Raw genomic sequence first — 13,237 nt, forward strand, 5'->3', positions numbered from 1 at the left:
AGAATATCAGCTTACTATTGCTTTACGAAAGCGTATCCGGTGAAATAAAGTCAACCTTTAGTTGGTTAATGCGACATCAACACGTCGTTGGTGGAGACAAAACCAACGTACCAGGCTTATTCCTGTGGAGTTATATATGAGCGATAAAATTATTCACCTGACTGACGACAGTTTTGACACGGACGTGCTTAAGGCTGACGGGCTAACCCTCGTCGATTTCTGGGCTGAATGGTGTGGTCCTTGCAAAATGATCGCCCCGATTCTGGATGAAATCGCTGACGAATATCAGGGCAAACTGACCGTTGCCAAGCTGAACATCGACCAGAACCCGGGCACCGCGCCAAAATACGGTATCCGTGGCATCCCGACCCTGCTGCTGTTCAAAAACGGTGAAGTGGCAGCGACCAAAGTGGGCGCACTGTCCAAAGGTCAACTGAAAGAGTTCCTCGACGCTAATCTGGCGTAAGGTTTCTCGGCTGAGCGTCCTGAGCGCCTAAATTGTGTGGATCTCTGGACGCCCGGCTTTAGTCGTGCTAAGTTAGCTATGACTTCGTTTTAAACATATCTTGTTGTTTGAATCTTGTTTTACCCGATACTTCCCGTTGTTAACATGAACAGTGCGTGAAGTTGCTAGATTCCGGGCTTGTCACTCAATCCGTCTTGTCGTTTCAGTTCTGCGTTCTTTCCCTGTGACCAGACAGCGAACAGACATGAGTTGATGGCCGCTAAACAGGCATGGATGACCCTGCCATACCATTCACAACATTAAGTTCGAGAATCACCCCGAGTTTAAGAACCCACACCATTATGAATCTTACCGAATTAAAGAATACGCCGGTTTCTGAGCTGATCACTCTCGGCGAAAATATGGGGCTGGAAAACCAGGCTCGTATGCGCAAGCAGGACATCATTTTCGCCATCCTGAAGCAGCACGCTAAGAGTGGCGAAGATATCTTTGGCGACGGTGTGCTGGAGATATTGCAAGACGGATTTGGTTTCCTCCGCTCTGCAGACAGCTCCTACCTCGCCGGCCCTGACGACATCTACGTATCCCCTAGCCAAATCCGCCGTTTCAACCTCCGCACTGGTGACACCATTTCAGGTAAGATTCGTCCTCCAAAAGAGGGTGAACGCTACTTTGCGTTGTTGAAAGTTAACGAAGTTAACTACGACAAACCGGAAAACTCGCGCAATAAGATCCTCTTTGAGAACTTAACGCCGCTGCACGCGAACTCTCGCCTGCGCATGGAGCGTGGTAACGGTTCGACCGAAGACTTAACCGCTCGCGTTCTGGATCTGGCATCACCTATTGGTCGTGGTCAGCGTGGCCTGATTGTGGCACCGCCAAAAGCGGGTAAAACCATGCTGCTGCAGAACATCGCGCAGAGCATTGCCTACAACCACCCAGACTGCGTGCTGATGGTACTGCTGATTGACGAACGTCCGGAAGAAGTGACCGAGATGCAGCGTCTGGTTAAAGGTGAAGTGGTTGCTTCTACCTTCGACGAGCCAGCATCTCGCCACGTTCAGGTTGCAGAAATGGTTATCGAGAAGGCGAAACGCCTGGTTGAGCACAAGAAAGACGTGATCATCCTGCTCGACTCCATCACCCGTCTGGCGCGTGCGTACAACACCGTGGTGCCAGCTTCCGGTAAAGTATTGACCGGTGGTGTGGATGCCAACGCCCTGCATCGTCCGAAGCGCTTCTTCGGTGCGGCACGTAACGTGGAAGAGGGCGGCAGCCTGACCATCATTGCGACCGCGCTGATTGATACCGGCTCCAAAATGGACGAAGTTATCTACGAAGAGTTTAAAGGTACAGGCAACATGGAACTGCACCTCTCTCGTAAGATCGCTGAAAAACGCGTCTTCCCGGCTATCGACTACAACCGTTCCGGTACCCGTAAGGAAGAGCTGCTCACCACTCAGGAAGAGCTGCAGAAAATGTGGATCCTGCGCAAAATCATCCATCCAATGGGTGAAATCGACGCAATGGAGTTCCTCATCAACAAACTGGCGATGACCAAAACCAACGACGATTTCTTCGACATGATGAAACGCTCGTAACGTAAATTATCCCAGTGAACGCCACGTTTTTACGTGGCGTTTTTCATTTATGGACTATACGCTATTACCACAGACTCCCAATTTTGACCGGTCAGTGCGACAATAAGATAATTCGTACAGTAAAAATATTAATAGCTTGAATAATAAACAAATGGGTCGCAAGAGGTTTGCTTTATGCCTTCTGGCTTGATGCCATCATGGTTATACTTCTTTGACTGACATTTGTTGAGAACATCCATTGTGAACCTATTCGATACGTTTGCTGAACTAACCAGTATTTTTTTATTTACTACTTGCTTTCTGTTTTTTGCGCGCAAGGTAGCAAAATATCTGGGATTAGTGGATAAACCCAACTTCCGTAAACGCCATCAGGGTATGATCCCATTGGTGGGTGGCATCTCCGTATTTGCAGGTATCTGCTTCACTTTCGCTATCGCTGATTACTATATTCCTCATGCCCGGTTGTACCTGACATGTGCGGCGGTTCTGGTTGTTGTTGGTGCACTGGACGATCGCTACGATATCAGTGTAAAAATTCGCGCCTTTGTACAGGCTGCTGTTGGTATTGCCATGATGGTTGTGGCAAAACTTCACTTGAGCAGTCTTGGCTATATTTTTGGGGCCTGGGAGATGGTGCTCGGCCCATTTGGTTACTTCCTCACACTCTTTGCCGTATGGGTCGCAATCAATGCCTTCAATATGGTCGATGGGATCGATGGTTTACTGGGGGGGCTGTCTTGTGTTTCATTTGCTGCTATTGGCATCATCCTGTGGTTTGATGGTCAGTACAGCCTGGCAATGTGGTGCTTCGCCATGATTGCGGCCATTCTACCTTACATCCTCTTGAATCTTGGCGCGCTGGGTCGTCGCTATAAAGTTTTTATGGGCGATGCGGGTAGCACATTGATCGGTTTTACAATTATTTGGATTTTGCTGGAAACCACGCAGGGTAAAACCCACCCTATAAGCCCGGTTACTGCACTATGGATTATCGCCATCCCGTTGATGGACATGGTGGCGATTATGTATCGTCGTCTGCGTAAAGGAATGAGTCCTTTTACAGCCGACCGTCAACATATTCATCATCTTATCATGCGGGCGGGATTCACTTCCCGTCAGGCTTTTGTGCTGATTACATTGGCTGCCGCTATCCTTGCGGGGATAGGGGTTGTAGCGGAATATGCCCACTTTATTCCTGAATGGGTAATGTTGGTACTGTTTTTGCTTGCGTTTTTATTGTATGGCTACTGCATTAAACGGGCCTGGAAGGTAGCTCGTTTCATTAAGCGTATCAAACGCAAGATGCGTCGAAATAGTGATAATAATCCAACCTTAACGAAATAAAATGGGATGATGATGACTCAACCGTTGGCGGGAGAAAAATCAGAAATGAATGAGAATGCGTTGGATATTCGTGGTCTGTTTCGTGTTTTATGGGCAGGGAAACTATGGATTGCTGGCGTTGCGATAGGTTTTGCGCTCATTGCGCTGGCCTATACATTCTTTGCAAAACAAGAGTGGAGCACCACGGCGATTACCGACAAACCAACGGTTAACATGCTTGGCGGCTTCTATTCCCAGCAGCAGTTCCTGCGTAACCTGGATATCAAGGCGAATCTCGCGACGCCGGATCAGGTTTCCGTTATGGATGAGGCCTACAAAGAGTTCGTGATGCAGCTCGCCTCATGGGATACGCGTCGCGATTTCTGGTCGCAGACCGATTACTTCAAGCAGCGTCGGGTGGATAACACCAAAGCGGATGCCGCGCTGCTGGATGATCTGATTAACAATATACAGTTTATGCCGGGCGATGCCCTGCGCAATGTCAGCGACAGCGTGAAGCTGATTGCCGAAACGGCGCCGGATGCGAACAACCTGCTACGTCAGTATGTGGCCTTTGCCAGCCAGCGTGCCGCCAGCCATCTCAATGATGAGCTGAAAGGCGCCTGGGCTGCGCGAACGATTCAGATGAAGGCGCAGGTGAAACGTCAGGAAGAGGTGGCGAAAGCCATTTTTGCCCGCCGTGTCCACAATATTGAGCAGGCGCTTAAAATTGCGGAGCAGCACAATATCTCTCGCAGCGAAACGGATGTCCCTGCTGATGAACTACCTGACTCTGAAATGTTCCTGCTAGGTCGTCCAATGCTCCAGGCGCGACTGGAAAATCTCCAGGCCGTTGGCCCTGATTTTGACCTCGATTACGACCAAAACCGCGCCATGCTTAACACCCTGAACGTTGGCCCAACGCTGGAACCGCGTTTTCAGACGTATCGTTATTTGAGAACGCCTGAAGAACCTGTAAAACGCGATAGCCCACGGCGTGCATTCCTGATGATCATGTGGGGGATTGTGGGCGCACTGACTGGCGCGGGCGTAGCGCTAATGCGTCGTCGCACAAATTAAGAACGCCATCTACGATGAAGGCTACGGCCTTCATCGCCTAATCGAAGAGAATCGATGTGAAAGTACTAACCGTATTTGGCACCAGGCCGGAGGCCATCAAGATGGCGCCTCTGGTTCATGCGCTGGCCAGAGATCCTGATATTGACGCGAAAGTCTGCGTGACTGCCCAGCACCGTGAGATGCTCGATCAGGTCTTAACTCTCTTTTCTATCGTCCCGGATTACGATCTCAACATTATGAAGCCGGGACAGGGGTTAACGGAGATTACCTGCCGTATTTTGCAAGAGTTAAAGCCTATTCTGGAATCCTTCAAACCTGATGTGGTGTTGGTGCATGGTGACACCACAACCACCGTGGCGACCAGCCTTGCCGCGTTCTATCAGCGTATTCCCGTTGGGCATATTGAAGCAGGCCTACGTACAGGCAACCTTTACTCGCCCTGGCCGGAAGAGGCCAACCGCACGCTGACCGGACATCTGGCGATGTACCATTTTGCGCCAACCGAAAACGCGCGTCAGAACCTGCTGCGGGAAAATATTGCCGACAACAAAATCTTTGTCACGGGCAATACGGTGATTGATGCGCTGATTTGGGTACGTGACCGCGTGCTGGCCAACACCGAGCTTCAGGCTGAACTTGCTGCGCGCTATCCCTTCCTGAACAACGGCAAAAAAACGATCCTGGTGACGGGCCACCGTCGCGAAAGTTTTGGTCGCGGCTTTGAGCAAATCTGCCACGCGCTGGCTGAGATTGCCGCACAGAATGAAGATGTGCAGATTGTCTATCCGGTACACCTCAATCCTAACGTCAGCGAGCCGGTGAACCGTATTCTGGGTCATGTGGATAATGTCCTTCTGATCGAACCGCAGGACTACATGCCATTCGTCTGGCTGATGAATCACGCCTGGCTGATCCTCACCGATTCCGGCGGGATTCAGGAAGAAGCGCCGTCTCTCGGCAAACCGGTGCTGGTCATGCGTGAAACCACCGAGCGCCCGGAAGCGGTAAAAGCGGGCACGGTACGTCTGGTGGGCACGGATATGCGCCGCATCGTCGACGAGGTGACGCGCCTGCTGCACGATGAAGAAGAGTATCAGGCGATGAGCCGCGCCCATAACCCGTATGGTGATGGGCAGTCTTGTGGTCGTATTTTGCATGCACTTAAACACAATCGGGTAACGCTATGAGTTTTACTACCATCTCTGTCGTGGGTCTTGGCTACATTGGACTGCCTACTGCGGCGGCCTTTGCCTCTCGTCAAAAGCAGGTTGTAGGCGTCGACATCAATGCGCGCGCGGTGGACACCATTAACCGTGGCGAAATTCATATTGTGGAGCCCGATCTCGACCTCGTGGTGAAAAAGGCCGTCGACGGGGGATTCCTGCGCGCCAGCACCACGCCGGTCGACGCCGATGCCTTTCTGATTGCGGTTCCGACGCCATTTAAAGGCGATCATGAGCCCGACATGGTTTACGTTGAGGCGGCAGCAAAATCTATCGCGCCTGTGTTGAAAAAAGGGGCGCTGGTGATCCTCGAGTCCACGTCTCCGGTGGGCGCTACCGAGCAGATGGCCCAGTGGCTGGCAGAAGCCCGTCCAGATTTAACCTTCCCACAGCAGGTGGGTGAGCAGGCCGATATCAATATTGCCTACTGTCCGGAGCGTGTGCTGCCGGGTCAGGTCATGGTCGAGCTGATTAAAAACGACCGCGTGATTGGCGGCATGACGCCGGTATGTTCCGCGCGCGCCAGCGAGTTGTATAAGATTTTCCTTGAAGGCGAATGCGTGGTGACCAACTCCCGCACCGCCGAGATGTGCAAACTGACCGAAAACAGCTTCCGCGACGTTAATATCGCCTTCGCGAACGAACTGTCACTGATTTGTGCCGATCAGGGGATTAACGTCTGGGAGCTGATTAGCCTTGCGAATCGCCATCCACGCGTCAACATTCTCCAGCCGGGTCCGGGCGTGGGTGGTCACTGCATCGCCGTCGATCCCTGGTTTATCGTGGCGCAAAACCCCGATCAGGCACGCCTGATCCGCACCGCGCGTGAAGTCAACGACAGCAAACCTCACTGGGTACTCAATCAGGTAAAAGCGACGGTGGCGGATTGTCTGGCCGAAAGCGGCAAGCGCGCCAGCGAGCTGAAAATTGCCTGCTTTGGCTTGGCCTTTAAACCGAACATTGACGATCTGCGCGAAAGCCCGGCGATGGAAATTGCTGAGATGATCGCAGGATGGCACAGCGGTGAGACGCTTGTGGTTGAGCCGAATATCCATGAGCTGCCAGCGAAGCTGGCGGGCCATTGTACGCTGACCGCGCTAAACGATGCGTTGGCGACGGCGGATGTGCTGGTGCTGCTGGTGGATCACAAAGCGTTCAAAGCGATCCCCGGTAAGACCGTATCTCAGAAGTACGTGGTTGATACCAAAGGCGTGTGGCGTTGAGTCAACTCAACGGCGTGCTGGAATCCCTTGAGTGGGAAAGCACTTTTTTTGCCCGGCCTTCGGCGATTGTTCGTCTGCGTGACGATGCGCCTGCTTTGCAGGCGTCCGACTTCGCGGCCTGGCCGCGCGTGCAGGCGAAGATCCCGGCGGGCCGTGCCGATCTGCTGGATGCGCTGCAGCAACATGGTTTTCAGCTGGTCGAAGGCGAGGTTGATCTCTCCATAACGGTTTCCAGCCACCCGTCGGCAGGCGCAGAAATTGCAGCAGAGCAGGACATTCCCGCGCTGCGCCAGATGGCGGCGCAGGCCTTTGCCCAAAGCCGCTTTCGTGCTCCCTGGTATAAGCCTGAAGACAGCGGCCGTTTTTATGCTCAGTGGATTGAAAATGCGGTAAAAGGCACGTTCGACCACGTGTGTCTGGTTTTCCGCGCGGTGGATAGACAGATTCAGGGCTTTGTTTCCCTGCGTAAGGTAAATGCGCAGGACGCGCGTATCGGCTTACTCGCCGGACGCGGCATGGGTAAGAAACTCATGCAGGCCGCGCTGCACTGGGCTGAGCAGGAACAGTTATCGACGCTGCGGGTGGCGACCCAGATGGGCAACACCGCCGCGCTTAAACGTTATATTGCGAGTGGGGCCAACGTCGACGCCACCGCTTACTGGTTATACAGGTGACATGATGATTCCATTTAACGCACCACCCGTCGTGGGAACGGAACTCGACTATATGCAGTCTGCCATGGGCAGCGGCAAACTTTGCGGCGACGGCGGTTTTACCCGTCGCTGCCAGCAGTGGATGGAGCAGCGTTTTCACAGCGCCAAAGTGCTGCTGACGCCATCCTGTACGGCCTCCCTGGAGATGGCCGCACTGCTGCTGGACATCCAGCCCGGCGATGAAGTGATCATGCCGAGTTATACCTTTGTCTCTACGGCGAACGCGTTTGTCCTGCGCGGGGCGAAAATTGTCTTTGTGGATATCCGTCCGGATACCATGAACATCGACGAAACGCTGATTGAAGCGGCGATTACCGACAAAACGCGCGCGATTGTCCCGGTTCATTATGCGGGCGTGGCGTGCGAAATGGACACGATTATGGCGATCGCCAAAAAGCACAACCTGTTCGTGGTGGAAGACGCCGCGCAGGGCGTGATGTCCACTTACAAAGGGCGCGCGCTGGGCACGATCGGCCACATCGGCTGCTTTAGCTTCCACGAAACCAAAAACTACACCGCAGGCGGTGAGGGTGGGGCGACGCTGATTAACGACCGCGCGCTGGTGGAGCGTGCCGAGGTGATCCGCGAAAAAGGCACCAACCGCAGCCAGTTCTTCCGTGGTCAGGTCGACAAGTACACCTGGCGCGATATCGGCTCAAGCTACCTGATGGCCGATCTGCAGGCCGCATATCTTTGGGCGCAGCTGGAGGCGGCGGAGCGTATTAATCTGCAGCGCCTGTCCCTGTGGCAAACCTACTACGACGCGCTGGAGCCGCTGGCGAAAGCCGGGCGTATTGAACTGCCGACGATCCCGGCAGACTGCGTCCACAACGCCCATATGTTTTACATCAAGCTGCGCGATAACGACGATCGCAGCAGCCTGATTGCCTGGCTGAAAGAGGCTGAAATTCTGGCGGTATTCCACTACATCCCGCTGCACTCCAGCCCGGCTGGAGAAGCGTTTGGCGTATTTGCGGGCGAAGACCGTTACACCACCAAAGAGAGCGAGCGTTTGCTCCGCCTGCCTCTGTTCTACAACCTCGCACCCGTTAATCAACGCACGGTGATCAATACCCTTCTGAGTTATTTCGGCTGATATGTCTCTGGCAAAAGCATCGGTGTGGACGGCTGCGTCCACGCTTGTAAAAATTGGTGCCGGATTGCTGGTCGTCAAGTTGCTGGCTGTCTCATTCGGCCCGTCGGGCGTCGGGCTGGCGGGAAATTTCCGCCAGCTGGTCACGGTACTCGGCGTGTTGGCCGGGGCGGGAATATTTAACGGCGTCACCAAATACGTGGCTCAGCATCATGATGATGCCGAAAAACTGCGCACGGTTGTGGGAACGTCCTCGGCCATGGTCCTGGCATTTTCCACGCTGCTGGCCGTTGTGTTTTTACTGGCGGCGGCACCGATTAGCCAGGGGTTGTTTGGACACACGCAGTATCAGGGGCTGGTTCGCCTGGTCGCGCTGGTTCAGATGGGGATTGCCTGGGCCAACCTGCTGCTGGCACTGATGAAGGGCTTCCGTGATGCGGCGGGCAATGCGCTGGCGCTGATCCTGGGAAGCGTCATCGGTGTGATTGCCTATTATTTCTGCTATCGTCTGGGTGGCTATGAGGGCGCACTGCTGGGGCTGGCGCTCGTGCCTGCTCTGGTTGTCGTTCCGGCGGCGTTTATGCTGATGCGCAGAGGGGTCATCCCGCTACGTTACCTGAAACCGCAGTGGGACAAGATGCTGGCGGGGCAGTTAGGCAAATTTACCCTGATGGCGCTCATCACTTCGGTGACGCTTCCGGTGGCCTACGTCATGATGCGAAACCTGCTGGCTGCGCATTACAGTTGGGATGAAGTCGGGATTTGGCAGGGCGTGAGCAGCATTTCCGATGCCTACCTCCAATTTATAACGGCTTCCTTTAGCGTCTATTTGCTGCCAACCTTATCCCGGCTGACCGTAAAAAAGGATATTACCCGCGAGATTTTCCGCTCATTGCGTTTTGTGCTCCCTGCCGTGGCGGCCGCCAGCTTTACCGTCTGGTTATTACGTGATGTCGCCATCTGGCTGCTCTTCTCGGCAAAGTTTATCGCCATGCGCGATCTGTTCGCCTGGCAGTTGGTAGGCGATGTGTTGAAAGTCGGCGCTTACGTTTTCGGTTATCTGGTGATTGCGAAAGCCTCGCTGCGGTTGTATCTCCTGGCGGAGATTAGTCAGTTTGCGCTGCTGACGGCGTTCTCTCACTGGCTGATCCCTTCGCACGGCGCGCTGGGGGCTGCTCAGGCCTATATGGCAACTTATATCGTTTATTTCGCTGCCTGTTGCGGCGTATTTTTACTTTGGCGTAAACGCGCATGACTGCACTGATTCACATCCTGGGGTCGGACATCCCACACCATAACCAGACCGTACTGCGGTTCTTCAACGATGAGCTGGCGCCGGGCAATCCTGATGCGCGCGAGTTTATGGTTGCAGGTCAGGATAATGGCCTGGGCGCGGCGTGTCCGGCGCTTAACATCACCTTCTGGCCAGATAAAGCCGGGCTGGCGAAAGCGGTCATCGCGAAGGCAAAAGCCGATCGCGAACAACGCTTCTTTTTCCATGGGCAGTTCAATACGGGCCTGTGGATGGCTCTGCTGAGCGGCGGGATAAAGCCTTCCCAGTGTAGCTGGCATATCTGGGGCGCCGATCTCTATGAAGTGTCGCGCGGCTGGAAGTTCCGCCTTTTCTATCCGCTGCGCCGTATGGCCCAGGGGCGCGTGGGCTGCGTGTTCGCGACCCGTGGCGATCTTAACTACTTTGCTGAACGGCATCCGAACGTGCGTGGGGAGCTGCTCTATTTCCCGACCCGTATGAACCCGGCGCTGAACAACATGGCGAACGACACGGTGCGCGAGGGTAAACTGACGATTCTGGTGGGTAACTCCGGGGATCGCAGTAACGAACATGTTGCGGCGCTCCGGGCGGTGCATCAGCAGTTTGGCGATACGGTGAACGTGGTAGTGCCAATGGGCTACCCGGCGAATAACGACGCCTACATTGCTGAGGTCCGTCAGCAGGCGCTGGCGTTATTCAGCGCTGAGCATGTGAATATTCTGCAGGATAAGCTGGAATTTGATGACTATCTCGCGCTCCTGAGACAGTGCGACCTGGGTTATTTTATCTTTGCCCGTCAGCAGGGGATTGGTACCTTATGTCTGCTTATCCAGGCAGGCGTTCCTTGCGTACTGAACCGCGAAAACCCGTTCTGGCAGGATATGACCGAGCAGCATATTCCGGTATTGTTTACCTCGGACACGCTGAACATCGATATCGTGCGGGAAGCGCAGCGTCAACTGGCGCTCGTGGATAAAAATAGCATCGACTTCTTTAGCCCGAACTACCTCACGCCGTGGCACCGCGCGCTGCGTATCGCTGCAGGAGACAACGCATGAGCCAGTTGCAATTTAGCGGCTTGTTGGTGGTTTGGCTGCTGAGCACGCTGTTTATCGCCACGCTCACCTGGTTTGAGTTTCGTCGCGTGCGCTTTAACTTCAACGTCTTCTTCTCGCTGCTGTTTTTGCTGACCTTTTACTTCGGCTTCCCGCTGACCAGTATTCTGGTTTTCCGTTTTGATGTGGCCGTTGCCCCGCCGGAAATTTTGCTGCAGGCGCTGCTCTCCGCAACCTGCTTCTACGCCGTCTACTACGTCACCTATAAAACGCGCCTGCGCTCAGCGACAGCGTCCGCGCCACGGCGACCGATTTTCACCATGAACCGGGTGGAGACGCACCTTACGTGGGTGATGCTGATGACTATCGCGCTGGTCAGCGTCGGCATCTTCTTCATGCATAACGGCTTCCTGCTGTTTAAGCTCCAGTCCTACAGCCAGATTTTCTCTGCTGAAGTGTCTGGCGTGGCGCTCAAGCGTTTCTTCTACTTTTTCATTCCGGCGATGCTGGTGGTCTTTTTCCTGCGCCAGGACAGCAAGGCGTGGCTGTTTTTCCTCGTCAGTACCGTCGCCTTCGGCATCCTGACCTACATGATTGTGGGTGGGACGCGCGCTAACATTATTATCGCCTTCGCCATCTTCCTGTTTATCGGCATCATTCGCGGGTGGATCTCCCTGTGGATGCTGGCAGCGGCAGGCGTATTTGGCATTGTGGGAATGTTCTGGCTGGCGCTGAAGCGCTATGGGTTAAATGTTGCCGGTGACGAAGCGTTTTACACCTTCCTCTACCTCACGCGCGATACCTTCTCGCCGTGGGAAAACCTGGCGTTGCTGCTGCAAAACTACGACAAGATCGACTTCCAGGGGCTGGCACCCATTGCCCGCGACTTCTACGTCTTTATTCCGACCTGGCTTTGGCCGGACCGTCCGGGCGTGGTGCTCAATACGGCGAACTACTTTACCTGGGAAGTGCTGAACAACCATTCCGGCCTGGCGATCTCGCCAACGCTGATTGGCTCGCTGGTCGTGATGGGCGGCGCGTGGTTTATCCTGCCTGGCGCGATTGCGGTTGGGCTGATCATTAAATGGTTCGACTGGCTTTACACGCTCGGTAACGAAGAGACCAACCGCTACAAGGCGGCTATTTTGCACAGTTTCTGCTTTGGTGCCATTTTCAATATGATTGTTCTGGCACGCGAAGGGCTGGATTCGTTCGTCTCGCGCGTGGTGTTCTTCATGGTCGTTTTCGGTGTGTGTCTGGTGCTGGCAAAACTGTTGTACTGGCTGTTTGACAGCGCAGGGCTTGTCCACCGACGCGAGCATCAGGGCAGCACAACGCTGTCGCAAGTCTGAGTAGGGAGTGTAATGACTGACACAACTTCTGCGCCGCGCTATGCGCTGCGCGGTCTACAGCTTATAGGCTGGCGTGATATGCAACACGCGCTGGATTTTCTGTTCTCGGACGGGCAGATGAAATCGGGCACGCTGGTGGCCATCAATGCGGAAAAAATGCTCGCCGTTGAAGATAACGCGGAAGTGAAAGACCTGATTACCGCCGCCGAATTCAAGTACGCAGACGGCATCAGCGTCGTGCGCTCTATCCGCAAAAAGTATCCTGGCGCTAATGTTTCACGCGTGGCGGGGGCTGACCTCTGGGAGCAACTCATGGCGCGCGCGGGAGCGGAAGGCACGCCGGTCTTCCTCATCGGCGGTAAGCCGGAGGTGCTGGCCCAGACGGAGCAGAAGCTGCGTAGCCAGTGGAATGTTAACATTGTGGGTAGCCAGGACGGCTATTTTAAACCTGAGGATCGGCAGGCGCTGTTTGAACGCGTGCGCGACAGCGGGGCGAAAATTGTTACCGTGGCGATGGGCTCGCCTCGTCAGGAGATCCTGATGCGCGATTGCCGTCTGGTCTGCCCGGATGCCCTGTACATGGGCGTTGGTGGCACCTACGACGTCTTTACCGGCCACGTTAAGCGCGCACCGAAAGTCTGGCAAAACCTCGGCCTGGAGTGGCTGTATCGTCTGTTATCACAACCGACGCGTATCAAACGGCAGATCCGTCTGCTGCGCTATCTCGCCTGGCACTACACCGGTAAAATGTAATCAAAATGTAGCGCGATATGCTGTTCGCGCTGCAACTCCCCTGCAAAACTGCTGCTAATCTGTGCAATGCATTCATTTTTTT

General features: G+C 54.4%; 12 protein-coding genes. All 12 read left to right on the top strand.

Translation table 11 applies throughout. From position 1 onward, the window contains the following. The first annotated feature begins 136 nt into the window (after positions 1-136). Entirely contained in the window at positions 137-466 is a 330-nt protein-coding gene (gene trxA, locus ACOQH0_RS00685) for a thioredoxin TrxA (RefSeq protein WP_004386384.1), read from the top strand. 341 nt (positions 467-807) lie between these two features. After that, the gene (rho, locus tag ACOQH0_RS00690; protein WP_001054528.1) at positions 808-2,067 is read left to right on the top strand and encodes a transcription termination factor Rho; all 1,260 of its coding nucleotides are present in this window, start codon (positions 808-810) and stop codon (positions 2,065-2,067) included. Positions 2,068-2,307: 240 nt separating this feature from the next. Further along, positions 2,308-3,411, top strand: coding sequence for a UDP-N-acetylglucosamine--undecaprenyl-phosphate N-acetylglucosaminephosphotransferase (gene wecA / locus ACOQH0_RS00695; protein ID WP_348556647.1), 1,104 nt, complete (start codon positions 2,308-2,310; stop codon positions 3,409-3,411). 12 nt (positions 3,412-3,423) lie between these two features. Next, positions 3,424-4,470 (top strand): ECA polysaccharide chain length modulation protein, encoded by a 1,047-nt coding sequence (gene wzzE / locus ACOQH0_RS00700; protein ID WP_421512394.1) that lies wholly within the window; start codon positions 3,424-3,426, stop codon positions 4,468-4,470. A 56-nt stretch (positions 4,471-4,526) separates the two neighbouring features. Then, positions 4,527-5,657, top strand: coding sequence for a non-hydrolyzing UDP-N-acetylglucosamine 2-epimerase (wecB, locus tag ACOQH0_RS00705; RefSeq protein WP_421511343.1), 1,131 nt, complete (start codon positions 4,527-4,529; stop codon positions 5,655-5,657). After that, on the top strand, positions 5,654-6,916 hold the full coding sequence (gene wecC, locus ACOQH0_RS00710) for a UDP-N-acetyl-D-mannosamine dehydrogenase (RefSeq protein ID WP_421511344.1): 1,263 nt from the start codon (positions 5,654-5,656) through the stop codon (positions 6,914-6,916). The genes wecB and wecC overlap by 4 nt, the downstream gene beginning before the upstream one ends. Next, on the top strand, positions 6,913-7,590 hold the full coding sequence (gene rffC, locus ACOQH0_RS00715) for a dTDP-4-amino-4,6-dideoxy-D-galactose acyltransferase (protein ID WP_421511345.1): 678 nt from the start codon (positions 6,913-6,915) through the stop codon (positions 7,588-7,590). Before wecC ends, rffC begins: the two co-directional genes overlap by 4 nt. Before the next feature lie 4 nt (positions 7,591-7,594). Beyond that, positions 7,595-8,725, top strand: a complete 1,131-nt coding sequence (gene rffA, locus ACOQH0_RS00720) for a dTDP-4-amino-4,6-dideoxygalactose transaminase (protein ID WP_042717731.1) — start codon at positions 7,595-7,597, stop codon at positions 8,723-8,725. 1 nt (position 8,726) lies between these two features. After that, positions 8,727-9,977: a lipid III flippase WzxE gene (gene wzxE, locus ACOQH0_RS00725; RefSeq protein ID WP_421511346.1), complete on the top strand. Its 1,251-nt coding sequence runs from the start codon at positions 8,727-8,729 to the stop codon at positions 9,975-9,977. Next, entirely contained in the window at positions 9,974-11,053 is a 1,080-nt protein-coding gene (locus ACOQH0_RS00730; RefSeq protein WP_421511347.1) for a TDP-N-acetylfucosamine:lipid II N-acetylfucosaminyltransferase, read from the top strand. The genes wzxE and ACOQH0_RS00730 overlap by 4 nt, the downstream gene beginning before the upstream one ends. Then, entirely contained in the window at positions 11,050-12,402 is a 1,353-nt protein-coding gene (gene wzyE, locus ACOQH0_RS00735; RefSeq protein WP_089598259.1) for an ECA oligosaccharide polymerase, read from the top strand. The genes ACOQH0_RS00730 and wzyE overlap by 4 nt, the downstream gene beginning before the upstream one ends. A gap of 12 nt (positions 12,403-12,414) precedes the next feature. Further along, on the top strand, positions 12,415-13,155 hold the full coding sequence (wecG, locus tag ACOQH0_RS00740; RefSeq protein ID WP_100167451.1) for a lipopolysaccharide N-acetylmannosaminouronosyltransferase: 741 nt from the start codon (positions 12,415-12,417) through the stop codon (positions 13,153-13,155). Positions 13,156-13,237 lie beyond the last annotated feature (82 nt).

The sequence above is a fragment of the Enterobacter sp. JS8-1 genome (assembly GCF_049187015.1).
Lineage (GTDB): Bacteria > Pseudomonadota > Gammaproteobacteria > Enterobacterales > Enterobacteriaceae > Enterobacter > Enterobacter mori.

Bases quoted from the DNA above. Each gene is read 5' to 3' on its own strand.
- wecC (WP_421511344.1), top strand. From the start codon at position 5,654: ATGAGTTTTACTACCATCTCTGTCGTGGGTCTTGGCTACATTGGACTG.
- wecG (WP_100167451.1), top strand. From the start codon at position 12,415: ATGACTGACACAACTTCTGCGCCGCGCTATGCGCTGCGCGGTCTACAG.
- rho (WP_001054528.1), top strand. From the start codon at position 808: ATGAATCTTACCGAATTAAAGAATACGCCGGTTTCTGAGCTGATCACT.
- rffA (WP_042717731.1), top strand. From the start codon at position 7,595: ATGATTCCATTTAACGCACCACCCGTCGTGGGAACGGAACTCGACTAT.
- wzzE (WP_421512394.1), top strand. From the start codon at position 3,424: ATGACTCAACCGTTGGCGGGAGAAAAATCAGAAATGAATGAGAATGCG.
- wzyE (WP_089598259.1), top strand. From the start codon at position 11,050: ATGAGCCAGTTGCAATTTAGCGGCTTGTTGGTGGTTTGGCTGCTGAGC.
- ACOQH0_RS00730 (WP_421511347.1), top strand. From the start codon at position 9,974: ATGACTGCACTGATTCACATCCTGGGGTCGGACATCCCACACCATAAC.
- trxA (WP_004386384.1), top strand. From the start codon at position 137: ATGAGCGATAAAATTATTCACCTGACTGACGACAGTTTTGACACGGAC.
- wzxE (WP_421511346.1), top strand. From the start codon at position 8,727: ATGTCTCTGGCAAAAGCATCGGTGTGGACGGCTGCGTCCACGCTTGTA.